The following is a 23,991-nucleotide window of genomic DNA, read 5'->3' on the forward strand; positions in this document are numbered from 1 at the left end:
GACTTTCGAAGCTGCAGTCGCTCGTTGCCGCCCAATCCATGTACGTATATATGTACACTCTTCGGAGACTTATTTCTCAGGGAGAGGGGCTTCTCATGGCGGATGTTGGTTTCACGCAATTCCGAGCCAATCTCGCCGGCCATTTCGATGAGGTGATCCGCTCGCGAGCGCCTCTGCTCGTCACCCGGCAGGGGAGTGAGTCCGCCGTGATGATCGCGGCAAGCGAATGGGAGGGCGTGCAGGAAACGCTTCACCTTCTCAGCAGCCGGACGAACGCCGAGAAGCTGTTCGGAGCCATCGCCGAACTTGATGCCGGCCGCAGTATCGAACACGATCCGACGCTCGATCCCGACGACGCAGCATGAAGCTGATCTGGGCCGAACAGGCCTGGGACGACTATCTGTATTTTCAGAAAGCGGACGAAAATATCCGGGATCGGATCAACGCGCTCATCAAGGAAATGAAACGGACTCCGTTCTCAGGGCTTGGAAAGCCGGAAACCCTGAAAGGCGATCTCAAAGGCTGGTGGTCGCGGCGCATCACCGGCGACCATCGCTTCGTCTATCGCATCGAAGGCAAGGGTGAGGACCAGCGACTGGAGATCGCAGCGTGTCGTTATCATTATTGAATGGAGAATTCTGAAACAGAATTGGCAATTCTGTTTCAGATTACGGCTAGGCAGCTGATTTGTTCGAGGCTGTTTCTTCTCTTTGATAGTTCTGAAACTTCGATTCGGATATGATCGAGGGAGATTGTAGAGGGAATGCGTATGTCGAACGTTTGGATTTTTGTATTTTTCACGGTCTTAGTTTTAATTATTGCAGGCCTTTTGATTTATATATTGTTATTCAAGCTTCTATTTCAGCCCGTTGTAGATATTCCTGTGCCGAACTCTACAGGCACGGCCAGAGAATGGATCGCAGCGACAAGTGGATGGTTCGCGGGAATTGTCGCTATCGGTTCCGCGTTAATCACTGTCGCGGTACTTTCACAGCAGATATCGGCTGCATCAAATCAACACTTAGAACTGATGAAATTCCAGGCCTATGAAAAAATTGTTCTGGCAAGACAGTTGCAGGCGGGTGCAAGTCAAGCGCACGGCACAGTTGCACAGCTGCGCGACTCACTTTTTAATTTCGACGATGAACTGACCAACGATAAGCTAGATACCTTTCTCTCGGCAGCGAAATTAGTCTCAAAGATTATTTCCGATACAAACCTGACTGAAAATGCCAATCAGCTTTTCGGATATCGGCCTGCAATAGGTTCTTTCGATTCGGAAATTGAAGAGTGGATAGCTGCCGTTCAAATCGTGCGTGCCGTGCCAAATAACAAAGAAGCCGAAGAGACGCGTAGAGAAATGCTCGCCCGTTTGAGCGGTTCCCTTATTATGCTGGAAACCGACCTAAAATATATTTCGAGCGAGGCCAATGATTTTCTTGTAAGGTGGAAGCACTTAGCAACTTGAACGCCTATTTCTCGCATTGTCGCGGTTTGGTTGCCGGGCGGCCCGCAAACGTTCCTCGCCATCCAAACGCTCGTTTTTGAAACACTTCCACACATGCTGTTTCAACCTCCACCAAAATCCAACCACACCAATCTACCCCTGCGGTGCAACCAGCTCGATCGCTCTCTCCGCCGTCAGCCTGTTCATACATCCAGCCGTTTCGGGCAGGCGGATGGTGCCGTCCTTGTTGAGTTCGAAGATGCGGTCGCATTCGGCGTCGCGGAAGGCGATCCAGGCGCGTTGGGCGGTGCGGAGGGTTTCGGCGGCCTGGCTGGGCTGGGAGTCGCCGAGTTCAGCGCGGGTGGCGTCGATCTCCTTCGCGTCGGCCATGCGGGCCTGATAGCGTTCGTTGAGGACCGCGTCCCAGGCGTCGGATTCGGCGGTGAGGCAGTCGGTCATTCCGGTGGTTGTCTGGCCGTCGGGGCTTTCCATGCAGGCGTCCGCATAGGTCCCGATGCAGCCGCGCTGGTTACTCTCGGAGGACTGGGAGAGGCAGGAGTCGATCGCGGCCTTCGCGTCGCCGGAGCCTGATCCGGTCTGCGCGCTGGCGTGGGGTGTGAAGGCGGCGGCGAATGCCAGAGCGGTGATGAGACGAAGCATGGTGCATTCCCTCCCGAGGCGAAGCCGGACGGGCTTCGGCGATGGGCTATATCGCCGCTGACAATCGACGATTGTCAACGGACATTGCCGGAGAGGAATTGCTCGAACGCCGATCCGGCTGACGGTGACCATTCGCAAGCCTCGGTTCCCTGTGGAGATGGCATCCGAAGCGGACCTGAAGCACGCAGGCGGAGGAGGGCATGTCCTCGGTCGACACATGCGTTCGGGTTGTTAAGCGTCCGCTTGCCGCGTCGTCTCTTCGAGGATGATGGCCGCGATGCGGTCCGGGGCTTCCTCGTGGGCGAGGTGGCCGAGGCCGGGGAGGATGCGGACTTCGCCGTTAGCGACCCGGGTCGCGACGCGTTCGCTGACGCTGGTGGGGATCGCCTTGTCCTTGTCGCCCGCAAGGAGGAGCAGCGGCGTTTCCAGCCTGCCCAGCCGCGCGGCGAAGCGGTCGAGATCCCAATGGCTCATCATGGAAAGCGTGCCGGCGACATGGTGGCGGTCCTGGAAGAGGCGGGCATAGAGCGCCTTGCCTTCCGGGGTGAGGGCCGAGCCCGTGCCGTCGAGAAGGCCGGAGACGGCGCTCTCGCTTTTGGCGCGATAGGCGAAGATTCGCGGAACGATGGGGTTGCGGTAGACGACCTTCGCGATCTTCGGAAAGAGGCGTCCGGCAAGGCCCGGAAAGGGCAGGAGCGCGCCGTTGAGGGAGACGACAAGGTTCGGCGAAACGCGGCCGTCGAGAGCCATTTCAATGGCGATGACGGCGCCGGCCGAATGGCCGACGACGATCTCCGGCGCGGCGTCGAGCTTTTTGAGAAGCTCGCCGTGCATCGCCGCCATCGTCTGGAGGGTGAGCGAGCGGGCGGGCCGATCGGTGAAGCCGAGGCCGGGGCAATCGGCCATGATGACGCGGTGGGTGCGGGCGAGGATGGGCGCGAGATCGCGGAAGGAGTGCGTGGATGCGCCCGTGCCGTGGATGAGGAGGATGTCCGGTCCTTCGCCCAGAATCTGGACATGCCAGTCGATGCCGGCGGCCGAGACCGAGCGGCTGTGCCTGACGAGCGGCCAGTCGGCCGGCGGGCGTCCGCTCCTTGGGGCCATCAGCGCGCCGCCTTGGTGGCATCGGCGGCAACGGCATCGGCAAGATGGGCGGCCTCGCCGTTGGGGAGGGCGAGATAGCGCCCGCCAAGCCGGTCCGCGAGGTCGCGGGCGGCTGCCCCCGGCCGCAGGGAAAAATCGATGACCAAACTGGCGAAGCCCTCGCCACGCAGGCGGCCCGCCTCGGCTTCGACGTCCGCTTTCGCTTTCGTGCGACCGGCCATGCCGTCGAGCCCGATATTGGCCTTGCCGTCGGTAAGGAGGACGATGAGCGGCGTGCGATCCTGATTCTGGGACTGGCGGGCGAGCTCGGCGGCGAGCGCGATGCCCGAGGCGAGCGGTGTGCCGCCGCCTGCCGTCAGCCCGGCAAGTGCGCGTCTGGCGCGGGTGAGGGACTTGGTCTCGGGCAGAAGGGTTTCGGCGGAGGTGCCGCGAAAGGCGACCATCGCCACCCGGTCCCGGCGGCGATAGCATTCGGCGAGGATGCGCTCGACCGCGCCCTTGGCTTCGGAAAGCCGGGCGAGGGCCGCCGAGCCGGAGGCGTCGACGGCGAAGATGGTCGCGGTTTCGCGCTTGGTCTGGAGGCGGCGGATGCGGATATCGCTCGGCGTGAGGATGACGGGCCGGTCTGCGAGGCGGGCGAAGCGCTGGCGGCGGAAGCGCTGCCAAGGGAGGGCGGCCGTCAGCGTGCCGGATATGTCGAGTGGGCCGAGGCGCGGATCGCCAGCCCGGCTGCCGAGAGGGCGGCCGCGTAAGCCGCCGGATTTCGCGGCGGCACCCTTGCGCGCGGTCTTGCCGGCGATCTGCCGGTTGGCGATCATGGCAGCAAGCTGTTTCAGGAGATCGAGCGGGATAGCGACGTCTTCGGAGCGGATGTCCGTCGCCTGATCGGGGTCGCCGGTGGCTTTGCTGTCGTCGTCGGGGGCATCGGGCGGGGTGGCTGTGTAGTCCTCGTCCTCCGGCGGCGCGTCGTCGTTCGAGGCTTCCGGAGGGCGGTCCGGCTCCTCTGGCTGGTCGTCCGGTGCGACCTGCGGTTCTTCGAATGATGGGGCCTGGCGCGCGCGGGGCGCGAGGACGAGGCGGCAGGCGAGGAGGATGTCGTCGTCGCCGACCTCGGTGCGTCCGGAGATCGCGGCGGATGCGCGGGCGGCGGCGAGCGCATGGAGCGGCGCGCGGAGGCTCGGAATGCCGAAGGCGGCGGCCGCCTCGCAAAGGGTGGCGATCGCGGTTTCGGGGACGGTGATGGCGCGGGTGTCTAGGCGGGTCTCTGTGCCTGCTTCAAGGGTGAGATCGAGCCCGGCATCCGCATCTTCGCAAGCTGCGAGATCGAGCCAGAGACCGATACGCTCGGAAAGGGCGTCGGGCAGGCTCTCTTCTCCTAAGCCTTCGTCGAGGGCGATCACGGGATGACCGTCGCCGAGTTCGGCGATGAGATGAGCGGCTTCCATTGCCCCGTAGCGGTCGGTTCCGGGCAGGATGAGCGCGCATGCGCCTATAGCATCGTCGTTTGGTGCATCGGACGAGTCTTGCGCCGGTCCAGCCAAAGCGGCGATCGGGAAGCGTTTAGCCGCGAAGGTGCGCACGTCGCGATGAGCGAGTCGGCGGGCCTCTGCCCATGGCGCTGAGCGGCAAAGTTCGGTCATGAAGCGGTCGCGGAGCGGGCCGGGTTGGGCGCGCAGGACGAGGCCGATTTCAGGCGCGGCGCTGAGGATCGCCATCGCGGTTCGGGCGAGGGGGGAGAGGCGGAGCCGATCCTCGAAACGTGTCTCCATCAGGCGGCGTCGAGCTCGGCGAGAGCCCGTTCGATGCGCGCTTCGGAGCCGGAATCCTCCAGCGGATTACGGCGCAGGCGATGGGCGAGCGCGTAGGGCGCGAGCTCGGCGAGATGGGCGAAGGCGACCTCGCTCTCGCCCTTCAGGCTGGCCAGCGCACGGGCGGCGCGGACCAGCGTCAGCTCGGCGCGCAGGCCGTCGGTCTGGAGGGAGATGCAGAGCTGGGCGGCCTGTTCGAGAATGCGGTCGGAGACCTCCACCTGATCGAGCCGCGCGCGAGCAGCCTCAAGGGTCTCGCGCAGGGCGCTTTCTGCTTCGGTCGTTTCGGCGAGGAAGGCCGCCGGATCGCGTTCGAAGCGGTCTCGAGCCTTTACGACGGCGATACGGGTCGGGACGTCCTGCGGGGTCGTGACCGTAACGGAGAGGCCGAAGCGATCGAGGAGTTGGGGGCGGAGTTCGCCTTCCTCCGGGTTGCCGCTGCCGATGAGGACGAACTGCGCCGGATGGCGCACGCTGAGGCCCTCGCGCTCGACGACGTTCTCGCCGGAGGCCGCGACATCGAGGAGGAGATCGACGAGGTGGTCCTCGAGGAGATTGATCTCGTCGATATAGAGAAAGCCGCGATTGGCCTTGGCGAGGAGGCCCGGCTCGAAGCGGCGCTCGCCGGTGAGGAGCGCGTGTTCGAGATCGAGACCGCCTACGATGCGGTCTTCGGATGAGCCGAGCGGCAGGTCGACGACCGGCACGGGCACTTCGATGCGGTCCGGCGTTTCGCCGGTATTGAGTTTTGCCCTGCAGTCAGAGCAAAGGCGCGATTCCTTCGTTGGGTCGCAGCGATAGGCGCAGGCATTGGCGTCGAGCTTGGGAAGGACGGCGGCGAGGCCCCTCACAGCCGTCGATTTGCCCGTCCCGCGATCGCCGAAGGCCAGCACCCCGCCGATCGCCGGATCCACGGCGGCGAGTTTCAGCGCCGTGGTGAGCTCGTTTTGACCGACGATTGCGGTGAAGGGGAAATGCCGTTTCATGACCTGAGACGATACGCGATGGGGCACTGGCGTCAAACGGGAAATATCGGGGCGGTTTCAAAAGCCTGTCCGGCGTTGCGCCTTGCGGGTATGGTCGTTATTCCGGAAAGCGAACGAAACGAGAATCGGTCGGGCGGCTTTTCCGTGGAATTTTCACCTCAGCAGGATGCGGCCCTCAAGGCGGTCGCCGACTGGCTGGAGAACGGCGACAGCCCTGTTTTCCGCCTCTTCGGCTATGCGGGCACCGGCAAGACGACACTGGCGCGGCACTTCGCGGAAGGCGTCGACGGCGCGGTGCAGTTCGCGGCCTTCACGGGAAAGGCCGCTCAGGTGCTGCGCTCCAAGGGTGCGAAGAGCGCGCGGACGATCCACTCGCTGATTTATCGACCCAAAGGCGAGGAGCAGGTGGAGGACGAGGAGACGGGGACCGCCCGAGTCTCGCCAACCTTCTCGCTGAACCGGCAGAGCCCGGTCGCGAAAGCAAAGCTCGTCGTCATCGACGAATGCTCGATGGTGGACGAGGCGCTGGGGCAGGATCTCATGTCCTTCGGCACGCCCATTCTGGTGCTGGGCGATCCCGGCCAGCTGCCGCCGGTCTCGGGCGGGGGCTTCTTCACCGATGCCGAGCCGGACTTCCTGTTGACCGATATTCACCGTCAGGCCCGCGACAATCCGATCGTCAAGCTCGCGCTCGATGTCCGCGAGGGCAAGGAGATCATGCACGGCGACTACGGAACCGTGCAGGTGATCGGCAAGCGCGACGTGGAGCAAGCGAAGGTTCTGGCGGCCGATCAGGTGCTCGTCGGCACCAACAAGACGCGGCGGGCCTACAACCGGCGGCTTCGCGAGCTGAAGGGCTTCACCGACCAATTGCCGCAGGTGGGCGACAAGCTGGTTTGCCTGAGGAACGATCCCCAGAAGGGGCTCCTCAACGGCTCGCTCTGGCAGGTGATGACGGCGTCGAAAGAATCCGTAAAGCCCGGGATCAATCTGATCGTGAAGCCGGACGACGACGACATCGACAAGGGTGCGGCGAAGATACGGCTCCTGAAGGCTGCCTTCGAAGATGCCGAAGCCGATATCCCTTGGGCGACGAAGAAGCGATTCGACGACTTCGATTACGGGTATGCGCTGACGGTCCACAAGGCGCAGGGCTCGCAATGGGACGACGTGATGCTGTTCGACGAGGGCTGGGCGTTCCGCGAGACGCGCGAACGCTGGCTCTATACGGCGATAACGCGGGCTGCGAAGACGCTGACGATCGTGCGCTGAGGGCTCTTACGCGAGAGCCGGCATCCTGGTCTTCGCGATGGTGGCGATTGCCATGCCAATCAGCATCGCCGGCAGGAAGACGAGCGTGCCGGGCTCTGCGAGCGCGAGCGCCGTCCAGGCGGGACCGGGACAGAAGCCGCCGATCCCCCAGCCAATGCCGAAGAGAGCCGCGCCGGTAAGGAGCGGCGCGTCGATATCGTTGCGCGTCGGGACCTGGAAATCGGCCAGGATCAGCGGCGCCTTGCGCTTCCAGACCAGACGATAGCCGATGAAAGTCGTCACCGCCGCGCCGCCCATGACGAAGGCGAGCGAGGGATCGAAGGTGCCGAAGACGTCGAGGAAGTTGAGAACCTTGGCCGGATTGGACATCCCGGCGAGGATGAGGCCGAGGCCGAAGAGGAGGCCGGAGGCGAAGCCGAGAACGAGACGCATCATGGTTTCTCCTCAGACAGCGTGGCGCAGGATAAAAACGGTGACGCCGGCAAAGGCCATGAACGTGACGACGGCAACGAGCGAGCGGGCGGAGAGGCGGGCGAGGCCGCAGACGCCGTGGCCGCTGGTGCAGCCAGAGCCGAGTACCGTGCCGGCGCCGACAAGGAGGCCGGCGAGCGCCATCATGGACAGATTGTCTGGGACCGTCTGCCTGATCGATTCGCCGGTGAAGAGGAGAACAAAGATCGGCGCGGCGAGGAGGCCGAGGACGAAGGCGAGGCGCCAGTCCCAGTCGTCGCGACGGGCGGGCAGGGCGCCGGTCGTGATGCCTGAAATGCCTGCGATCCGCCCAAAGAGGGCCATGACCATGACGGCGGAAAAGCCGATGAGAATACCACCGAGCGTCGAGGCCAGCGGCGTGAACGCGGTGATGGTATCGAGAGGCATGGCGGTATCCGATCGAGCGCTTGCGGGCTTGCCTTCAGATACGCAAACAAGCGCCGATCACCAAGTCTGCCAAGGTGCGACTTCCGGTCAATTCCGGGTGCCGGTCCGCCGGTTCTGATTGTCGCTTCGGCGCCCGAATTCCGAGCGGCGCGGTGCCGTCGAACGGATCGGGGTGAGAAGATCGGCCGAATTGGGCTGAAGGCTGGGGCTCGGCAAGGACGGCTTCGCCTCCTTGCCGAAATGGGCTGCCGCCGCATCCGGCGTGAGGCGGTTGTAGTGGTTCTTGGCGATGGCGAAGACGACCATGTCGGAGGCGACGGTCTGATCGACGAACATCAGGACGGTCATTGCGTCCGAGGTGGGAAGGTCCAACGCTTTCAGCGCCAGCGACAAATCAGGCAGGTTGTCCGGGTCAAGAAGGGCTTCGGCTTCAGGTGGGGTGAGCGCAAGATGCTCCGCAAGGTGATCGCGAAGGGCATCGCGATCCCGGCTCTGGGCGATCTGGATGATCGGCTCTGGTGCCGGTTTTGGGGCGGCGGGACGGGCTATGAGAGCGCGGAGCGTCGTTCGGGCATCGGCAGCTGATTTGGCCGTGTTGCTTGGGTCGACCGCTGGCGATCGACGGTCGGCGAGCGTCCGCATGTCGGACATAGAGACCGGGGACGAGACCTTTTCGCTTGCGGCGGCTTCGTGCTTCTCGTCGAAGGACGACGTCTGTTTGGAAAGGGCATCGGCCAATCCGCCGACCAGATCCGAAATTGCGTCGGGAACCGTATGATGAGCCGCGAGGCGGTTGGCGATGTGCGCACGGGTATCGCTTGCGAGATGGGACCATAGTGGTTCCAGAAGCTGGGCGAAGGCATCGCACTGGCGAGAGGATGGAGACGGGATCGCGAGGAAGTTGAGGCTCGCCGCCATCGCGATGGCGTCGTAGCCTTTCGCCGAACCGCCCTTTTCAAGGGACCGGTAAAGGTCTGGCAGTTGGCTCCGCATCCGATGCTCCGATGGTTTCCCGAAGGTTTCGATGAAGTTGAGAATGCCGTAAGAAGTCTTGCCGCGCCGTTAAATGGCATGGTTAACGCGATGATTAAATTTTTATCGATTTTGCGCGAAAGCCAGGGAACGCGGAGTGTTGCGCCGAGGGTACGGTGCGCGCGGGCCTGGGTGCCCAATCTGGAAACGGGCGCCCCACGCCTAAGCGATTTGGACGCTTAGCTGTCGCGGTCCGGGCCGGACGCTGCGGCTGTGGGCCGAATATCGATCGGCAGGCAGGCAAGCGTCCGCAAGAAGCTGTCAGCGGCCGCGCGCTTGCTCTCTTCGTCGATCAGAACCCGAACCGTGACATAGCCACGCGGGACATCGACGATGACGGGAAGGGCCGGGCTGTCTTCGAGGAGAGTGGTCGTGCGCACTTCCTCGATCTGCTGGGCGGAGCCGACAACGAGATTGACGATGCCGTCGATCGCGGCGCGATCGTTGATGGAATAGATATTGCCGCCCTGACTGTCATAGATCGAGGCGGACCAGAAGTTTTCGATCGTGCCGTTGGCCGTGATCTCGACGGGCCCCTCGCCGAGTTCGAAGCGGCAACTCGCGACGATGAAGGCGGGATCGGCGAAGGCGAAACGCTCGCGGGGCGTTTCGGTCGAAGATTCCTGAGCCGGCGAAGACGTGTCGCGTAGGGGCGCGATGCGCACGACCTCGAAATAGTCGCCGAGCGAGGAGAGGCGGCTCCAGGCGCTGTTATCGGATACGCGCGGAATCATGAAGACGATCGCGATGTGGACGAGGCCGGCCCCCACAAGGCCGATGAGGAGAGCCAGAACAAACCTACCCATCGTCGCGGCATCCTTCGCGCTGGATCGATGGCATTGCGAGACCGGCCGCGCCCGTGATCGCGCTTGCCGGTGTATCGTAGAGCGCGAATGTCAGGCGAAAGGAACCGGTCTGGTTTGTTGCAAGCCAGTTGCCCGAGCGCGGCTCAGGGCCGACAGCGATCTCGAAACTGTTATCCTCTTTACGGAGCAGCGAATTGGAGGTGAGCCATCCGGGTCGTCCAGTTTGCGGGAGATCCACCCGACCGGCATCGGAATGCGCCGAAAGAGTAAAGAAGCGGGCGGCGGGCGTTCCGCCCTTGAGCTGATAGGAACATTCGAGGCGTAACCGACGCCCTTCGTCGTCATCCTCGGCCTGGAAGACGATGCCTTCGCCGCCGCCGAGCGTCAGCTGTGCGAGTTTTGCAAGGCGCGCCTTGGCGTAGGGGTCGGCAGAGCGGGTGCCGACGAGCGGGCTTGCCGTCCAGGGGCCGAGCTCGACCGAGTCGAAATTTGTGCCGCCGTCGATCGCGAGCTTGGCCGTCCAGCCGCCGAGACCAAGCGCGATCGCGATCGCCAGAAGTGAAGCTAGGAGAAAACGCATGACGGCTTCTAATCGATCTCGGCTCGGGCTCGCAGTTCCGATCTAGTTTTCGACGGTCTGCGGCGCCGTGTTGGCCGCAGCGACGGGTGTCGACCCATCGGACGAAGCGGAAGCGACACGATCGTTCGTCATCGGTGCGAGTGTTTCGAACCGCTCGCCGATCTCGGAAAGCACTTTCTCTGCGTCCACCGTGAGGCCTGTCTGGCCGGACGCGATCAGCGGGTTGTCCGTCGGTTCGGCGACATTTTGCTGCCCATCGGGGAATGGATTGTCGATATAGGGGATTGGCTTGAGTTCGATGTTCTGGTGGGCCGCCTCCATGAAGCGCTGCCAGGTCATCGCCGGGAGCGAACCGCCGGTGACGCGGTTCGTGGGACGGAAGCTGTCATTGCCGTACCAGACTGCCGCGCTGAAATTGCCGGTGAAACCGACGAACCAGCCGTCGCGATAGGACTGGGTCGTACCGGTCTTGCCGCCGGCCCGTGCCATGGAAATCTGTGCACGGCGCGCAGTACCGCTTTCGGTGACGCCGACGAGCATGTCGTTCATGTTTTTTGCGGCTTCTTCCGAGAGAATACGCTTGCGGGGCGGCAGATCGCGGCGCGCATCCCACAGGATTTGACCCTCGGCATCGATCAGCTGGGTGATCGTGTGGCGTCGTGGCGTGTAGCCGCCGTTGGCGAAGGTTGTGTAAGCGGTCGCCTGATCGAGGACCGTGACCTCCGAGGTTCCGAGCGCCATGGTCTTGTCGCCACGCAGATCGGACTCGATGCCCATTTCGTGGGCGAGCTTGACCGTGTTGTCGAAGCCAACTTTTTGGTAAAGGCGAACCGCCGGAATGTTCAGGGACCGCGCGAGGGCGTTCTGCAGGCTGACGCGGCCCGAGAAGGAGCGACCGTAATTCTGCGGTGCCCAGTTTCCGATGCGAAGCGGGCTGTCCATGATGGTGTCGGTGGGCTTCATGCCCTGTTCCATCGCCGTCGCGTAGACATAGACCTTAAACGAAGACCCCGGCTGGCGCAGAGCACGAGCAGCACGGTTGAACTGGGATTCGCCGTAGTCGCGCCCGCCAACCATGGCGCGCAGGCCGCCGTCGTCCGAGAGAACAGCCATGGCCGCTTCCTCGACGTCGTAGCTCTTGCCGAACTGACGCATGTGATAGTCGATCGTCTCGTCGGCGAGTGCCTGGAGCTTCATGTCGATCGTCGTGCGAGCGACGAGATTGCGGGTGCCGAGCTTGTTTTCACGGACGAGCCGCTGGGCTTCCTCGAAGGCGAAATCGAGGAAGTAGTCCGGCGACTGGCGCTGGGAGCGGTCTACCGCCGCTGCCGGCTGGCGGCGGGCCGCGACGACCTGACCCTCGGTCATGAAATCCGCCTGGACGATGTTCGTCAGAACCTCGTTGGCGCGGGCGCGGGCAGCTGGCAGGTTGATGTGAGGGGCATATTTCGCCGGGGCCTTGAAGAGGCCGGCGAGCATTGCGGACTCCGCAAGATTCACGTCGCGAATCGACTTGTCGAAGTAGAATTCGGCTGCGGCCGCTGCGCCGAACGTACCGCCGCCCATATAGGCGCGGTCGAGATACATCGCGAGAATTTCGCGCTTGGTGAGGTTCGACTCGAGCCAGAGCGAGAGGAAGGCCTCGTTGACCTTGCGCTCCAGGGACTGCTCCGGCGTGAGAAAAACGTTCTTGGCGAGCTGCTGGGTGAGGGTGGAGCCGCCCTGAACAACGCCTCCGGCGCGGGCATTTTCACCCATGGCGCGGGCGAGGCCGAAGAAATCGATGCCCCAATGTTCGAAGAAGCGCCGGTCCTCGGTGGCGAGTACCGCTTTGATGAACTGGTCGGGAAGCTCGTCGATGGGAACGGCCGCGGCGCGCAGGATGCCGCGCTGGCCGATCTCGTTGCCCTTGCGATCAAGGAAGGTGACCGAGAAGTCGGCTTCCTCAGGCAGGCCCTTCTCCGTCATTTTCATGGCGGGTTGGGCGAGAACAAGAAGAAGGATGAACCCGGCAACGCCGAGCGTGAAGCCTTCTCCGGCGAGCTCTGATAAGACACGGGTGAAACCGCGGGCGCGAAGCCGGCGCGACTGAATCGTAACCGTTTCCCAGAATCGAGAGAAGCCGTTCCAGAGCCTGAACATCGACGAGTCGATCCAGGCGTCGACCTCGATCAGCCGCGAAGGGCTCTTGTGCGAACGTTTGGCTTCGGATTTGTCTGCCACGTGTCGATGCTGCCGTTGATCAAAGGACTGGACAAGTCGACGCAAGCGCGTGCGACCGTTTAAAAAATTCCCGGCGTCCCCTTACTTTATAATCAAGGACGTAAAAAGTTGCGACACAAATTCAGAGAAATCGGCCATGCGTGATTCCGGCAACAAACCGTTCTGGCGGCAAAAGACCCTCGATGAGATGACCGACGCGGAGTGGGAGGCGCTCTGCGATGGATGCGGGCGCTGCTGCCTGAACAAGCTGGAGGATTACGACACCGGCGAGATCGTCTGGACCAATGTCGCGTGTAGCCTGCTTGACGGCGAGGCCTGCCGTTGCAGCGATTATGAGAATCGCCAGGAGACCGTGCCGGACTGCGTCGGGCTGAACCCGACCACGGTGCGGGAAATCGGCTGGTTGCCGCCGAGCTGCGCCTATCGGCTGGTGGACGAAGGGCGCGATCTTTACTGGTGGCACCATCTCCTGTCCGGGAGCCACGAGACGGTTCATCAGGCCGGCGTTTCGGTGCAGGGGCGGACGGTGAGTGAAGAGGGCATGGAGCTCGACGAATTCGAGGATCATGTCGTCGAGTGGCCGGAGCAGGATCCGGGCGCCGGCAACGTGTCTTCAAAAATATGAAAATAATCCTTGACACCGTCACGGTCCTCGGATAGGTAAAGGGCACAGTCGGAGAATTGGGAAAGGCGGAGCGGGATGCTTCGCCTTTTTGCGTTTCCGATCGGTTTTTTCGAGGAAAAAGTCGAGGTATTTGATGTGAAGCGAAGTGGTGTCGCGCATAAAGGAGGCGGTGCATCCGGGAGAACGGGCGCGGTCGCAGAGCGATTGATGACGCTTCTTCTGGCTGAGATCACAACGATCGAGACGGCCATAAAAGAAAATAATCCTATAACCATAAAGGCGGATACGCCGACCAAGGATCGGGGCGGCAAGGAGCGGATCGACATGATCGCCCAGATGACGCGGACGCTGGAAAAGCTGATCGATCTGAAGCGTGCCGAGATGGCGGATGAAGCTAGTCGGGAAGGTGATCCGGCCGAAACCGAGCGGTTGTCGCGGGAACTTGTGAAGCGGTTGAAGGTGCTTGATCGCAAGCGACGGGAAATTGAAAGTCGCACCGTGGATGTCGAGACGGCGTCGTCTTCGGAGAATACAAGTACAGGCTCTGGAAGAGACCTCGAGACCGATGCCTTTCGGTGGGGCGCGATGCCCGAATGACGGACGCGACGCTTCCGAGTGGCGTCGTCTGGTCGAGCGATCCAAAGGAACGGCAAAAGCAGTACTGGTCTGCGGTTTATGCGGATGCTCTGGAGCAGCGGATCGAGGTGCTGCAGGAGGTCATGCCGAAATGGTGGCATGTTGCGCGGTCCGAGCAATTACCCCCGCGAGAGGCCTGGCGGCAATGGCTGCTGATCGGCGGGCGAGGCTCCGGCAAGACCAGAGCTGGCGCGGAATGGGTCACGGGGATGGCGCTGGGGCTGTCTCCGTTTGCAAGCGGGCCACACAGGCGGATCGCGCTGGTCGCCGAGACACTGGCCGACGCGCGCGAGGTGATGATCGAGGGCGAAAGCGGCCTGAAGGCGATCGTTGGCTATCAGAGGCCCGTGTTTGAGGTGACGCGAAGGAGGCTCGTCTTCGCAAACGGGGCAACGGCTCAGATATTCTCCTCGGAGGACCCGGACTCGATCCGCGGTTATCAGTTCGATGCGGCCTGGGGCGACGAACTGGGCAAATGGGTGAGGGCGGAGGAAAGTTTCGACAATCTGATGCTGGCGCTGCGGCTCGGCGAGAAGCCACGGGCGCTATTTACGACGACGCCGCGCAACGTGCCGATCCTGAAGCGACTGCTGGCCGATCCGCAGACGTCGGTGACGCGGATGCGGACGGCGGCAAACGCGGAAAATCTGGCGCCTGGCTTCCTGGAGGCGATGGCGCGGCGCTATGGCGGCACTCGGCTTGGGCGGCAGGAACTGGACGGCGAGCTTCTGGCTGATCGTGAGGATGCTCTCTTCGAACGCTCTATGATCGAAAGCGGGCGTATGGCAGCGGCGCCTCCGCTGAAGCGGATCGTGGTGGCGGTCGATCCGCCGGCGACATCGACCAAGCGCAGCGACGCCTGCGGGATTGTGGCGGCCGGGAAGGGTGCCGACGGCGTGATCTATGTCGTCGCCGACGAGAGCCGGCGTAGTGTAAAGCCGGAGAGGTGGGCGCGGTGCGCGGTGGCGCTATTCGAAAGGCTGGAAGCCGACCGGATCGTCGCGGAGGTGAACCAGGGCGGCGATATGGTTGAGGCCGTGCTGCGGACCGTCGCGCCCGATATACCCTATCATGCGGTTCGGGCGACGCGTGGAAAATGGACGCGCGCCGAGCCAGTGGCGGCGCTCTACGAGCAGGGACGTGTGCGACATGTCGGGCGTTTTCCCGAGCTGGAAGACGAGATGGCGGATTTCGCGACGGATGGTCTGAGCGATGGACGATCGCCGGACCGGTTGGACGCGCTGGTCTGGGCGGTGACGGCATTGACCGGCGACGAAGCTGAGCCGCGGGTGCGCAATCTCTGAAGGCTTCGACGAGCCGATTATCGAAAAACTTGATGTGAGGAGAGGGCCGATGGGTCTGACTTCGACGCTTGCCGCCTTGTTTGGCGGTGGCGCCAATACGCATGCCGAAAAGGCGGCCTCCGAGGCGGGTGAGCTGAAATCGGCAGGTCTGAGCATCGGTGCTGGCGCGTTTCTGCTGACCGGACCTGCCGGGGAACAGCGGGGCTCGCGAAGCTACGAGGCGTTGGCGCGGACGGGTTTCATGGCAAATCCGGTCGTCTATCGCTCGGTCCGGCTGATCTCTGAAGCTGCCGGGGCGATCCCGCTCATCCTGCGGAAGAACGGGCGGGAATTCGATGACCATCCGGTGCTCGATCGGCTGCAGCGGCCCAATGCGGCGCAGGATCGGGCGAGCCTGTTCGAGATGCTGTGCGGGCATCTATTGCTGGCCGGAAACGCCTATCTGGAAGTGGTGGAGGCAGGAGGCGAGGTGGCCGCGCTCTATCCGCTGCGGCCGGACCGGGTGCGCACGATTGCCGGTGCGGACGGATGGCCTGAGGCTTACGAATATCGCGTTGGATCGACTGTGCGTCGGATAGCGGCGGAGACTGATGGGGATCGGCCGGCCGCGCTTCTTCATCTGCGGCTGTTTCATCCGCTGTCGGATCAGGTGGGACTGGCGCCGCTTTCGGCTGCGCAGGCTGCGCTCGATCTGCACAATGCGGCAGCGAGCTGGAATGCGGCGCTTCTGAGAAATTCTGCCCGGCCATCGGGCGCGCTGGTCTATCAACCGGCCGATGGCTCGAACCTGTCCGTGGAGCAGTTCGACCGGCTGAAGGCCGAGCTGGAGAGCGGTTATGCAGGAGCCGGCGCGGCGGGGCGCCCGATGCTTCTGGAAGGCGGGCTCGATTGGAAGGCGATGGCGCTGACGCCCAAGGACATGGACTTCATGGAGGCACGCCATGGTGCTGCGCGGGATATCGCGCTCGCCTTCGGGGTGCCGCCGATGCTGCTCGGGATACCCGGCGATCTCACTTATGCGAACTATGCCGAAGCGAACCGGGCCTTCTATCGGCTGACGGTCCTGCCGCTGATCCAGCGGATGACGGGTGCGATCGGCACCTGGCTCGGCGGCCATTTCGGGGACTCAGAACTGCAACTCGGGATTGATCTCGACGCGGTGGAAGGGCTCTCGGCGGAGCGCGAGGCATTGTGGGCTCGCGTGAGCGGCGCAGACTTTCTAACCCGGGACGAGAAGCGTCAAGCCGTCGGCTATGGCCGCGAGGGCTGAAATCAAGCTTCGCGACGGTTCGAGACACCGGACAGCACACAAAAAGACAGCACCACTCTGGAGGAGGGTGCTGTCAAATGACTGCCACGACATCAAGATTTCAGGACAGGTGCAAAGGTGCAACAGATCGTTCAAATTGTCAAGACAGAATCTGCGTGGTCGGGAATCTGACCATGGATGGCCCGTCGTCACCTGTGCTCGCGTCGAACCGGCCCGTCGTTATCAAGGGTTATGCGGCGCTCTTCGGTCGGCCGGATCTGTCCGGCGATATCATCGAACCGGGCGCGTTCGCGGCGTCGCTGATGAAACGCGGCGCCGGCAGTATTCGCATGCTCTGGCATCACGATCCTGCGCGACCTGTAGGCCGCTGGAGCATGATTCAAGAGGATCGAACGGGACTTTATGCCGAAGGCGAAATCGCGGCTGGGGCGCTGGCAGGCCGAGAGGCCGCGGCGCTGATCGCGGCGGGCGCCATCGACGGTTTGTCGATAGGCTTTCGCACCAAGCTTGCGCGTCGGGCGAGCCCTCCGCACCGGCGGCGGTTGGTGACGATCGATCTTTGGGAAATCTCGCTCGTGTCCTTCCCCATGCAGGAAGGAGCGCGCCTCAGGGCGCCGGACGAGGGAGGACGCTCGGGAATTTTCCCGAGCCGCCGGCTCGGGACGCAAGGTTTCGGCCGAAACCTGCCCAACTGATCGCGCTGCGATCACAGCCTGAAAAATCGAACAGAAGAAGGAGTTCGTGAGAATGAACGAGAGCATCAGCGCGCCTGAAATCAAGGCGCATGGAGCGGAGATGGATGCCGGACATGAGCGCTTCATGAGCGTCTTCGAGAATTTCCGCGAGGCGAACGACGAGCGGCTCGCACAGCTCGAAAAGCGGATGAGCGCCGATGTCGTGACAGAGGAGAAAGTCGATCGCCTGACCAAGGCGCTTGACGAGCAGCAGCGCCGGATGGAGCGGCTGACGCTGAAGAGCACCCGGCCGCGCATCGGTCTTGACGAGCGGCATGCGGAGACGGCTCCGAGCGAGCACAAAAATGCCTTCGAAGCCTATGCTCGTGGCGGCGACGAAAGCGGGCTGCGGCAGCTGGAGGCGAAGGCGATGTCGCAGCTGACCGGCGCGGATGGCGGTTTCCTCGTGCCGGACGAGACCGAAACGGAGATCGGCCGGCGTCTGGCTGTGATCTCTCCGGTGCGTTCGGCCGCGACCGTACGGACGGTATCTGCCGCAGTGCTGAAGAAGCCATTTGCGATCTCCGGGGCGCAGACCGGATGGGTGGGCGAAACGGAAATCCGCCCGGAGACGACCGCGCCGCAGCTGGCGGAACTCAGCTTCCCGACGATGGAGCTTTACGCCATGCCGGCGGCGACCAATGCGCTGCTCGACGATGCGGCGGTCGATCTCGATCGGTGGATCGGCGAGGAGGTGGAGCAGGCCTTCGCCGCGCAGGAGAGCCAGGCTTTCGTCAATGGCGACGGCGTGAACAAGCCGCGCGGATTCATGACCTATCCGACGGTTGCCGAAGATGCCTGGAGTTGGGGTAATGTCGGAAGCCTGAACACGGGAGCCGACGGTGCGTTTGCGGCAGGCGAGGCCGCCGACAAGCTGATCGACCTCGTCTATGCGCTGAAGGCGGGTTACCGCCAGAACGCCAGCTTCATGATGAACCGTCGAACCCAGGCGATGGTGCGCAAGCTGAAGGACGCCGACGGCAACTATCTCTGGCAGCCGCCGTCCGCCGCTGGTGCCCGTGCCTCGCTGATGGGCTTTCCGCTGATCGAGGCGGAGGACATGCCGGACGCCGAGGCCGGGGCGAACGCGATCGTCTTCGCCGATTTCAAGCGGTTCTATCTCGTGGTCGATCGCCAGGGCGTGCGCGTGCTGCGCGATCCGTATTCCGCCAAGCCGTATGTTCTCTTCTACACAACAAAGCGTGTCGGCGGCGGCGTTCAGGACTTCGATGCGGGCAAGGTGCTGACCTTCTCGGTCTGACCGCACTCTTAAGCGAATCGATACGGTGCCGGCGTTCCTCCCCGCCGGCACCGGCCTTTTCTAAAAAGCATGAAAGGATGAAGCCGTGGTCGTGATCGATCTTGGCAGTGGCATTGCGCCGGTCGGCGTCAGCGAATTGAAGAGGTGGGCCCGGATCGCGCGTGACGACGAGGACGAGACGCTCCGGCTTCTTATTGCAGCGGCGAACGCGGCGATCGAGGCTGAGGTCGGAATCGTGCTGGCACGGCGGCAGTTCCGGCTGATCGTCGACGAGAGGCCGAAGGACGGAAGGGTACAACCGACCAAGACGCCGGTCGTCAGCGTGGACGCGGTGTTCGGCTATGGTGCGGACGGCACTGAAACCGTGTTCGATCCAGAGATTGAGACGACGATTTCTCGCGATGGACTTTCAGTTGAGCTGTCGTCCGACGTCTGGGCTGCGAGTCCGAACGGGGTCGACGTCACCGTGACAGCCGGACTTGCGGCGCATGACGTCCCGGCTCCGGCGAAGCATGCGATTTTGGTCGCGGCGGCGAGCTGGTTTGAGACGCGAACCGAAGCAGAGGAGGGCGCCGCGCGGTTCCTGCCAAGCAACGCGCTGCGGCTCGTGCGATCCCTGAAAAGGGTGCGGCTCTGACATGGCGAAGAAGCTCTTTATCGATCCCGGCCTCCTCAGACATCTCGCCGTGTTGGAACAGCCGACCGAGACGCCGGATGGGATGGGCGGCGCGCGCATCGACTGGGTTCCGATCGGATCGGTCTCGATCCATGTCGAGGCGGAGTCTTCGCGGCGTTTCGAGCGGTTCGACCAGGCACAGGCTAACAGGCGACTTCGGGTTTTGTGTCGAAAGGCCGAGACCGTGGTGCGCGGACGCCGGTTCCGGTTCGATCAGCGCCTGCTTTTTATCGAAACGCTTTACGATCCTGACGAAAGCGGGCGCTATCTTCTCTGCCTGTGCAGGGAGGAGGTGGCTTGAAGGTTGCCTTCCGGACGAACCTCGATGGCCTGCAGTTACGGCTTTCGACAGCGATCGCGAGACGTTTGCGCAAGGATCGTGGCGACATATCAGAGGAGGAAGATTTTGGCTCGGACTGGACGCGCGGATTGCCTTCGACATCCGGCTTTAGGGATCAGGACCTGCGCGCGAATACGTCCGATGATGGCCCGCCTCGCGGAGGACCTACGAAAGTGTGAAGACTTTGAGTTAATTTTGTCGTGCACGCGTGATGAAAGCCGTTCATGATCACAGCATATGAAGGCTTGTGACATGGCGAGAGTTGCTCGGAGGAGATGATAGCCTTGGCGCATCCAAGTTCTGAACTGCAGCAATCGATCTTCGACGCGCTCACCGGGGATCCGGCGCTGACTGGACTTCTCGGCGGGCCGAAGGTTTTCGATCGCCGGCCCGAGCGGGCGGCGTTTCCCTATCTGACGCTCGGGCGGACGACGGTGATGGACTGGTCGACCGGGACGGAAGACGGTTCCGAACACATCCTCACCCTGCATGTCTGGGCGAAGGGCGGCGGCAAGCAGGAGACGTACGAGATCATGGACCGGGTCTCGAAGAAGCTCGACGATGCGAACCTTCCGCTGAAAGGTCACCAGTTGGTCAATCTGCGGCTTCAGTTCGCCGAAGCGCGGCAGGAGCCCGAGAGCACGACCTATCACGGCATCCTGCGCTTCAGGGCGGTGACCGAACCATTGGCCTGACGGCCCGACTGAACCATCATCCGACATTGATCGAAAGCGGCTCGCAAGGGCCGCTTTTTTGTTGTCTCCATTCATGAAAGGACCTCGCTGATGGCAGCGCAGAAGGGCAAGGATCTGCTCCTCAAGATGGACGAGGCCGGCGACGGGAATTTTGCGACCATTGCCGGGCTGAGGGCACGCAAGCTCGCCTTCAACGCCGAAACGGTGGACGTGACAGACACTGAAAGTGCCGGACGATGGCGCGAGCTTCTCGCGGGCGCCGGCGTACAACGGGCTTCGCTTTCGGGCAGCGGCATCTTCAAGGATGCGGCATCGGACGTGGCGCTGCGGTCTGCTTTCTTCGAGGGACGGATCGAAGCGTTTCAGGCGGTGATCCCGGATTTCGGGCGCGTGACCGGTCCATTCCAGGTGACAGCGCTCGAATATTCAGGCGAGCACAATGGCGAGCTGACCTTCGACATCGCGATGGAGTCGGCGGGGGTGCTGAGCTTTGCGGCCATCTGACCCGATTTTCACGAACCGGCGGCGCGGCGAGGTTCCGGCAGTTATCGATGGTGCGGAGCGGCGGTTGTGCCTGACCCTCGGGGCGTTGGCCGAATTGGAATCGGCGTTTCAGGCCGACAATCTGGCGGCACTGGCTGCGCGCTTCGATTCCGGGCGGCTTTCGGCGCGGGACCTGATGATCATCATCGCGGCGGGTCTGAGAGGCGGCGGCGAGCCTGTTTCCGCAGATGAGGTCTCGGCGATGCGGTTCGAGGACGGCGTGGCAGGTGCTGCGCGGATCGCGGTGGAATTGCTGACGGCTGCGTTCGGCGGCGGTGAGCCGGTGGATGGCGCTCCGGCGAGTGGCGACGGTGACGACGCAAACCCCGTTTCGCCGCGACGGGAGCTCGCCCAGCCGTCGCGGCCTTTCCCTGGGACGATGCCCTCCGCTTCGGCTTCGGCGTCCTGAAGCTCGGCAGTGACGCCTTCTGGTCTTTGACGCCGCGCGAACTGGCCGCGGCCTTTGCCGCCTATGCTCCGACCAGGCATGGGTTTGCCCTATCGCAGGGGGATCTCGACGCCCTGATGCGGCGCTTTCCAGACGAAAATTAGGAAACACAGGCGATGGAAGAGGATGAAACCATCCGCGTTCGCATGAGCGCGGACACGGCGGAGCTGACGGCTGCGCTCGACGATCTTTCGCAACGCGCGAGCCAGTTCGGATCGGCTCTGACCGGTGCGTTGAGGGGCGCTGTCAGCGGCGGCAAGTCACTGGATCAGGTGATGCGGGGACTTGCGAAGCGGATTTCGGACATTGCGCTCGATGCAGCGCTGAAGCCGCTCGAAAACCTGTTCAGCGGTGCGATCAGCGGTGCGTTGGGTGGCGGTGGCGTGGGGCAGATCATGCCCTTCGCGAAGGGTGGCGTCGTTGCCAGGCCGCACTTCTTTTCAAGCGGCGGCGGGCTCGGCGTGATGGGCGAAGCGGGGGCCGAGGCGATCCTGCCGCTGCAACGGGGTGCGGACGGGCGGCTTGGAGTGGCGGCGCCGGGTGGAAAGGGCGGGGGCGGCACGATCGTCTTCAACGTCTCGACGCCTGATGCCCAGAGCTTTCGAAAGTCGGAAATGCAGATCAACGCTATGTTGGCGCGGGCGGCTGGTCGCGGCCGGCGAGGGCTTTAGGCGATGGGAGCGCAGGCTTTCAGCGAGGAGCGGTTTCCGTTGCGCGTTGCCTTCGGCGCCAGCGGCGGGCCGGAGCGGCGGGTCGAAATCGTTCGTCTCTCGACGGGATTTGAACACCGCAACCAGCGGACCGCCCATGCGGTGCGCAGATACGATGCCGGATCTGGCATCCGCAATCTCGCCGATCTGGCAGAGGTGGTCGCGTTCTTCGAGGCGCGGCGCGGCAAGCTGGTGGGCTTCCGGTTTCGCGATCCGTTCGACTGGCATTCCGGCGCATTCGGCGCTTCGCCGGGCGCGTTCGACGTGGCGCTCGGAAGAGGCGACGGAGAACGGACGCGGTTCGAGCTCGTGAAGCCCTATGGGGGAGGGGCCGATATCTATTGGCGGCCGATCGAGAAGGCGGTTCCGGGAAGCCTGCTTGTCGCGGTCGGAGAAAGCGTGATCGGAACCGGCTTTCAGCTGGAGGAGAGCGGCAGTGCGGTCGTCTTCGATGTGCCGCCGGCTGACGGTTCGCTCGTCCAGGCGGGCTTTGCCTTCGATGTGCCGGTGCGCTTCGACATGAACCAGCTTTCGGTGAACGTGACGGCGTTCGAGGCCGGTGAAATCCCCTCCATTCCACTCGTGGAGATCCGACCATGAAGCAGTTCCCGGCTGCTCTGACGACTGCACTGGAAGGGCCAGTCACGACACTCGCCGAATGCTGGCGCATCACGCGAAAGGATGGCGTCGTGCTCGGCTTCACCGACCACGATGCCGATCTAGAATTCGACGGGACCCGCTTCGAGGCGCGGACCGGACTGACCGCGAGCGAGGCGGAGAGCGAACTCGGCCTTGCGAGCGGGACACGTGAAGTCGCGGGGGCGTTGAGTTCGGCGCGGATCGAGGAAGCCGATATCGCGGCGGGACGATATGACGGCGCGAAGGTCGAGACATTTCTGGTCGACTGGACGAACCCAGTCGCGGCGCACGCGCGGACCGACGTCCTCTCAGTCGGCGAGATCACGCGCGGCGATCTCGCCTTTACCGTCGAGCTGCGCTCGCGGATCGCCGATCTCGACCGGGTGCGCGGGCGGCTTTACCGGCGGCAATGCGATGCCTCGCTGGGGGATCAACGGTGTGGGCTCGATCTTTCGGGACTGGGCCTCAAGAACGCTGGTACGGTCGTCGAACAGGGCGAGAGTTCGGTGACGGTGGCTCTGTCCGCAGGGGTGGCGCACGAGCGCTATCGGTATGGGAATGTGGTCTTCCAGAGCGGCCGGGCGGCCGGCGTCAAGGCCAAGATCGCCTATGCCGAGGACGAAGTCGATGGGCTGGTTCGGCTGGTTTTGACGCAGCCTCTGCCCGTCGCGCCAAGTAAGGGCGATCGCGTCGAGGTCGCACAGGGATGCGACAAGCGCTTCGCGACCTGCCGGGATCGGTTCGCCAATCAGGAGAACTTTCGAGGCTTTCCGCATCTGCCGGGCGGGGATTCCGCGCTTGGCGTCGCAAAGGCGATCGGCGGCCACGACGGACGTCCGCTGGTTCCATGAGCACTTCGACGAATGCGGCCGAAAACGCCTTCCGCGTCCGCGTGGTGGGTTTGGCTGAAACATGGCTCGGAACGCCTTACCGCCATCAGGGGAGCCGAAAAGGCGTCGGTTGCGACTGCCTGGGTCTCATACGCGGGGTCTGGCGGGAGCTTCATGGCGAAGAGCCCGAAGTGCCTGCGCCTTATGCGATGGACTGGGTTCTCGATCGCACGGGCGAGCGGCTGCTCGATGCCGCAAGAAGGCATCTGATTGCGAGCCCGCTTGCGCACCCGGAGCTGGGATCGGTGGTACTCTTCCGCTGGCGACAGCGACTGCCGGCCAGCCATTGCGGGATCGTCGATGGCCGGGGGCGGCTGATCCACGCCTACGAGGGCAGCGCGGTCGTCAGATCCGCGATGCCGGAGGCCTGGCTGCGGCGCGTGGCCGGAATTTTCCATTTTCCAGAATGCGTGAGGTGAACGG

General features: G+C 63.4%; 30 protein-coding genes. 20 read left to right on the forward strand and 10 right to left on the reverse strand.

Annotated elements, in window-relative coordinates; translation table 11 throughout:
- Positions 1–95: 95 nt before the first annotated feature.
- The 3 genes from ABRA89_RS10960 to ABRA89_RS10970 all read left to right on the forward strand — a co-directional run bounded on the left by ABRA89_RS10960 (position 96) and on the right by ABRA89_RS10970 (position 1,468).
- Positions 96–365 (forward strand): type II toxin-antitoxin system Phd/YefM family antitoxin, encoded by a 270-nt coding sequence (locus tag ABRA89_RS10960; protein ID WP_349941514.1) that lies wholly within the window; start codon positions 96–98, stop codon positions 363–365.
- Positions 362–628: a Txe/YoeB family addiction module toxin gene (locus ABRA89_RS10965; protein ID WP_349941515.1), complete on the forward strand. Its 267-nt coding sequence runs from the start codon at positions 362–364 to the stop codon at positions 626–628. The genes ABRA89_RS10960 and ABRA89_RS10965 overlap by 4 nt, the downstream gene beginning before the upstream one ends.
- Before the next feature lie 135 nt (positions 629–763).
- Positions 764–1,468 carry a hypothetical protein gene (locus ABRA89_RS10970; protein ID WP_349941516.1) on the forward strand — a complete coding sequence of 235 codons (705 nt, stop codon included), beginning with the start codon at positions 764–766 and terminating at the stop codon, positions 1,466–1,468.
- A 132-nt stretch (positions 1,469–1,600) separates the two neighbouring features.
- Here ABRA89_RS10970 and ABRA89_RS10975 read toward each other — a convergent pair whose 3' ends face one another.
- The 4 genes from ABRA89_RS10975 to ABRA89_RS10990 all read right to left on the reverse strand — a co-directional run bounded on the left by ABRA89_RS10975 (position 1,601) and on the right by ABRA89_RS10990 (position 6,005).
- Positions 1,601–2,107 carry a lysozyme inhibitor LprI family protein gene (locus tag ABRA89_RS10975; RefSeq protein ID WP_349941517.1) on the reverse strand — a complete coding sequence of 169 codons (507 nt, stop codon included), beginning with the start codon at positions 2,105–2,107 and terminating at the stop codon, positions 1,601–1,603.
- Positions 2,108–2,338: 231 nt separating this feature from the next.
- Positions 2,339–3,211: an alpha/beta fold hydrolase BchO gene (bchO, locus tag ABRA89_RS10980; protein WP_349941518.1), complete on the reverse strand. Its 873-nt coding sequence runs from the start codon at positions 3,209–3,211 to the stop codon at positions 2,339–2,341.
- Positions 3,211–4,980, reverse strand: a complete 1,770-nt coding sequence (locus ABRA89_RS10985; RefSeq protein WP_349941519.1) for a VWA domain-containing protein — start codon at positions 4,978–4,980, stop codon at positions 3,211–3,213. The genes bchO and ABRA89_RS10985 overlap by 1 nt, the downstream gene beginning before the upstream one ends.
- The gene (locus ABRA89_RS10990; RefSeq protein WP_349941520.1) at positions 4,980–6,005 is read right to left on the reverse strand and encodes an ATP-binding protein; all 1,026 of its coding nucleotides are present in this window, start codon (positions 6,003–6,005) and stop codon (positions 4,980–4,982) included. The genes ABRA89_RS10985 and ABRA89_RS10990 overlap by 1 nt, the downstream gene beginning before the upstream one ends.
- A 144-nt stretch (positions 6,006–6,149) precedes the next feature.
- On the opposite strand from ABRA89_RS10990, the gene ABRA89_RS10995 reads away from it, so the two are divergent.
- On the forward strand, positions 6,150–7,277 hold the full coding sequence (locus tag ABRA89_RS10995; protein WP_349941521.1) for an ATP-dependent DNA helicase: 1,128 nt from the start codon (positions 6,150–6,152) through the stop codon (positions 7,275–7,277).
- A gap of 6 nt (positions 7,278–7,283) precedes the next feature.
- Here ABRA89_RS10995 and ABRA89_RS11000 read toward each other — a convergent pair whose 3' ends face one another.
- The 6 genes from ABRA89_RS11000 to ABRA89_RS11025 all read right to left on the reverse strand — a co-directional run bounded on the left by ABRA89_RS11000 (position 7,284) and on the right by ABRA89_RS11025 (position 12,797).
- The gene (locus tag ABRA89_RS11000) at positions 7,284–7,709 is read right to left on the reverse strand and encodes a DUF6691 family protein (protein ID WP_349941667.1); all 426 of its coding nucleotides are present in this window, start codon (positions 7,707–7,709) and stop codon (positions 7,284–7,286) included.
- Between the two features lie 12 nt (positions 7,710–7,721).
- Entirely contained in the window at positions 7,722–8,156 is a 435-nt protein-coding gene (locus ABRA89_RS11005; protein ID WP_349941522.1) for a YeeE/YedE family protein, read from the reverse strand.
- Positions 8,157–8,243: 87 nt separating this feature from the next.
- On the reverse strand, positions 8,244–9,149 hold the full coding sequence (locus ABRA89_RS11010) for a hypothetical protein (protein ID WP_349941523.1): 906 nt from the start codon (positions 9,147–9,149) through the stop codon (positions 8,244–8,246).
- Positions 9,150–9,367: 218 nt separating this feature from the next.
- Entirely contained in the window at positions 9,368–9,994 is a 627-nt protein-coding gene (locus tag ABRA89_RS11015; protein ID WP_349941524.1) for a DUF1254 domain-containing protein, read from the reverse strand.
- Entirely contained in the window at positions 9,987–10,574 is a 588-nt protein-coding gene (locus tag ABRA89_RS11020; protein WP_349941525.1) for a DUF1214 domain-containing protein, read from the reverse strand. The genes ABRA89_RS11015 and ABRA89_RS11020 overlap by 8 nt, the downstream gene beginning before the upstream one ends.
- A gap of 42 nt (positions 10,575–10,616) precedes the next feature.
- Positions 10,617–12,797, reverse strand: coding sequence for a transglycosylase domain-containing protein (locus ABRA89_RS11025; RefSeq protein WP_349941526.1), 2,181 nt, complete (start codon positions 12,795–12,797; stop codon positions 10,617–10,619).
- Positions 12,798–12,933: 136 nt separating this feature from the next.
- Between ABRA89_RS11025 and ABRA89_RS11030 the strand changes: the two genes are divergently transcribed.
- From ABRA89_RS11030 to ABRA89_RS11105, 16 genes are all read left to right on the forward strand, one after another.
- Positions 12,934–13,422, forward strand: coding sequence for a YcgN family cysteine cluster protein (locus ABRA89_RS11030; protein WP_349941527.1), 489 nt, complete (start codon positions 12,934–12,936; stop codon positions 13,420–13,422).
- A 207-nt stretch (positions 13,423–13,629) separates the two neighbouring features.
- On the forward strand, positions 13,630–14,019 hold the full coding sequence (locus ABRA89_RS11035; RefSeq protein WP_349941528.1) for a hypothetical protein: 390 nt from the start codon (positions 13,630–13,632) through the stop codon (positions 14,017–14,019).
- Positions 14,020–14,141: 122 nt separating this feature from the next.
- On the forward strand, positions 14,142–15,362 hold the full coding sequence (locus tag ABRA89_RS11040) for a DNA-packaging protein (protein WP_349941668.1): 1,221 nt from the start codon (positions 14,142–14,144) through the stop codon (positions 15,360–15,362).
- Positions 15,363–15,411: 49 nt separating this feature from the next.
- A complete protein-coding gene (locus tag ABRA89_RS11045; RefSeq protein ID WP_349941529.1) occupies positions 15,412–16,632 on the forward strand; it encodes a phage portal protein in 1,221 nt (406 codons plus the stop codon).
- 173 nt (positions 16,633–16,805) lie between these two features.
- Positions 16,806–17,327, forward strand: coding sequence for an HK97 family phage prohead protease (locus tag ABRA89_RS11050; RefSeq protein WP_349941530.1), 522 nt, complete (start codon positions 16,806–16,808; stop codon positions 17,325–17,327).
- Between the two features lie 52 nt (positions 17,328–17,379).
- Entirely contained in the window at positions 17,380–18,627 is a 1,248-nt protein-coding gene (locus tag ABRA89_RS11055; protein ID WP_349941531.1) for a phage major capsid protein, read from the forward strand.
- Positions 18,628–18,712: 85 nt separating this feature from the next.
- Entirely contained in the window at positions 18,713–19,264 is a 552-nt protein-coding gene (locus ABRA89_RS11060; protein ID WP_349941532.1) for a head-tail connector protein, read from the forward strand.
- Position 19,265: 1 nt separating this feature from the next.
- Positions 19,266–19,604, forward strand: a complete 339-nt coding sequence (locus tag ABRA89_RS11065; protein ID WP_349941533.1) for a phage head closure protein — start codon at positions 19,266–19,268, stop codon at positions 19,602–19,604.
- Between the two features lie 314 nt (positions 19,605–19,918).
- On the forward strand, positions 19,919–20,338 hold the full coding sequence (locus ABRA89_RS11070) for a DUF3168 domain-containing protein (RefSeq protein ID WP_349941534.1): 420 nt from the start codon (positions 19,919–19,921) through the stop codon (positions 20,336–20,338).
- A 90-nt stretch (positions 20,339–20,428) separates the two neighbouring features.
- Positions 20,429–20,842, forward strand: coding sequence for a phage major tail protein, TP901-1 family (locus ABRA89_RS11075; protein WP_349941535.1), 414 nt, complete (start codon positions 20,429–20,431; stop codon positions 20,840–20,842).
- A gap of 4 nt (positions 20,843–20,846) precedes the next feature.
- On the forward strand, positions 20,847–21,290 hold the full coding sequence (locus ABRA89_RS11080) for a gene transfer agent family protein (protein WP_349941669.1): 444 nt from the start codon (positions 20,847–20,849) through the stop codon (positions 21,288–21,290).
- Positions 21,287–21,433 (forward strand): phage tail assembly chaperone, encoded by a 147-nt coding sequence (locus tag ABRA89_RS11085; protein WP_349941670.1) that lies wholly within the window; start codon positions 21,287–21,289, stop codon positions 21,431–21,433. The genes ABRA89_RS11080 and ABRA89_RS11085 overlap by 4 nt, the downstream gene beginning before the upstream one ends.
- A 12-nt stretch (positions 21,434–21,445) precedes the next feature.
- On the forward strand, positions 21,446–22,000 hold the full coding sequence (locus ABRA89_RS11090) for a phage tail tape measure protein (RefSeq protein WP_463671281.1): 555 nt from the start codon (positions 21,446–21,448) through the stop codon (positions 21,998–22,000).
- 3 nt (positions 22,001–22,003) lie between these two features.
- Positions 22,004–22,639 (forward strand): DUF2460 domain-containing protein, encoded by a 636-nt coding sequence (locus tag ABRA89_RS11095; RefSeq protein WP_349941536.1) that lies wholly within the window; start codon positions 22,004–22,006, stop codon positions 22,637–22,639.
- Positions 22,636–23,529, forward strand: a complete 894-nt coding sequence (locus ABRA89_RS11100; RefSeq protein WP_349941537.1) for a DUF2163 domain-containing protein — start codon at positions 22,636–22,638, stop codon at positions 23,527–23,529. The genes ABRA89_RS11095 and ABRA89_RS11100 overlap by 4 nt, the downstream gene beginning before the upstream one ends.
- Complete coding sequence (locus tag ABRA89_RS11105; RefSeq protein WP_349941538.1) at positions 23,526–23,987, forward strand: NlpC/P60 family protein; 462 nt, start codon at positions 23,526–23,528, stop codon at positions 23,985–23,987. The genes ABRA89_RS11100 and ABRA89_RS11105 overlap by 4 nt, the downstream gene beginning before the upstream one ends.
- Positions 23,988–23,991 lie beyond the last annotated feature (4 nt).

It is taken from the genome of Fulvimarina thalattae, from assembly GCF_040239565.1.
Lineage (GTDB): Bacteria > Pseudomonadota > Alphaproteobacteria > Rhizobiales > Rhizobiaceae > Fulvimarina.

Bases quoted from the DNA above. Each gene is read 5' to 3' on its own strand.
- ABRA89_RS10960 (WP_349941514.1), top strand. From the start codon at position 96: ATGGCGGATGTTGGTTTCACGCAATTCCGAGCCAATCTCGCCGGCCAT.
- ABRA89_RS10965 (WP_349941515.1), top strand. From the start codon at position 362: ATGAAGCTGATCTGGGCCGAACAGGCCTGGGACGACTATCTGTATTTT.
- ABRA89_RS10970 (WP_349941516.1), top strand. From the start codon at position 764: ATGCGTATGTCGAACGTTTGGATTTTTGTATTTTTCACGGTCTTAGTT.
- ABRA89_RS10975 (WP_349941517.1), bottom strand. From the start codon at position 2,107: ATGCTTCGTCTCATCACCGCTCTGGCATTCGCCGCCGCCTTCACACCC.
- bchO (WP_349941518.1), bottom strand. From the start codon at position 3,211: ATGGCCCCAAGGAGCGGACGCCCGCCGGCCGACTGGCCGCTCGTCAGG.
- ABRA89_RS10985 (WP_349941519.1), bottom strand. From the start codon at position 4,980: ATGGAGACACGTTTCGAGGATCGGCTCCGCCTCTCCCCCCTCGCCCGA.
- ABRA89_RS10990 (WP_349941520.1), bottom strand. From the start codon at position 6,005: ATGAAACGGCATTTCCCCTTCACCGCAATCGTCGGTCAAAACGAGCTC.
- ABRA89_RS11000 (WP_349941667.1), bottom strand. From the start codon at position 7,709: ATGCGTCTCGTTCTCGGCTTCGCCTCCGGCCTCCTCTTCGGCCTCGGC.
- ABRA89_RS11005 (WP_349941522.1), bottom strand. From the start codon at position 8,156: ATGCCTCTCGATACCATCACCGCGTTCACGCCGCTGGCCTCGACGCTC.
- ABRA89_RS11010 (WP_349941523.1), bottom strand. From the start codon at position 9,149: ATGCGGAGCCAACTGCCAGACCTTTACCGGTCCCTTGAAAAGGGCGGT.
- ABRA89_RS11015 (WP_349941524.1), bottom strand. From the start codon at position 9,994: ATGGGTAGGTTTGTTCTGGCTCTCCTCATCGGCCTTGTGGGGGCCGGC.
- ABRA89_RS11020 (WP_349941525.1), bottom strand. From the start codon at position 10,574: ATGCGTTTTCTCCTAGCTTCACTTCTGGCGATCGCGATCGCGCTTGGT.
- ABRA89_RS11030 (WP_349941527.1), top strand. From the start codon at position 12,934: ATGCGTGATTCCGGCAACAAACCGTTCTGGCGGCAAAAGACCCTCGAT.
- ABRA89_RS11035 (WP_349941528.1), top strand. From the start codon at position 13,630: ATGACGCTTCTTCTGGCTGAGATCACAACGATCGAGACGGCCATAAAA.
- ABRA89_RS11040 (WP_349941668.1), top strand. From the start codon at position 14,142: ATGCCGAAATGGTGGCATGTTGCGCGGTCCGAGCAATTACCCCCGCGA.
- ABRA89_RS11045 (WP_349941529.1), top strand. From the start codon at position 15,412: ATGGGTCTGACTTCGACGCTTGCCGCCTTGTTTGGCGGTGGCGCCAAT.
- ABRA89_RS11050 (WP_349941530.1), top strand. From the start codon at position 16,806: ATGGATGGCCCGTCGTCACCTGTGCTCGCGTCGAACCGGCCCGTCGTT.
- ABRA89_RS11055 (WP_349941531.1), top strand. From the start codon at position 17,380: ATGAACGAGAGCATCAGCGCGCCTGAAATCAAGGCGCATGGAGCGGAG.
- ABRA89_RS11065 (WP_349941533.1), top strand. From the start codon at position 19,266: ATGGCGAAGAAGCTCTTTATCGATCCCGGCCTCCTCAGACATCTCGCC.
- ABRA89_RS11070 (WP_349941534.1), top strand. From the start codon at position 19,919: ATGATAGCCTTGGCGCATCCAAGTTCTGAACTGCAGCAATCGATCTTC.
- ABRA89_RS11075 (WP_349941535.1), top strand. From the start codon at position 20,429: ATGGCAGCGCAGAAGGGCAAGGATCTGCTCCTCAAGATGGACGAGGCC.
- ABRA89_RS11090 (WP_463671281.1), top strand. From the start codon at position 21,446: ATGGAAGAGGATGAAACCATCCGCGTTCGCATGAGCGCGGACACGGCG.
- ABRA89_RS11095 (WP_349941536.1), top strand. From the start codon at position 22,004: ATGGGAGCGCAGGCTTTCAGCGAGGAGCGGTTTCCGTTGCGCGTTGCC.
- ABRA89_RS11100 (WP_349941537.1), top strand. From the start codon at position 22,636: ATGAAGCAGTTCCCGGCTGCTCTGACGACTGCACTGGAAGGGCCAGTC.
- ABRA89_RS11105 (WP_349941538.1), top strand. From the start codon at position 23,526: ATGAGCACTTCGACGAATGCGGCCGAAAACGCCTTCCGCGTCCGCGTG.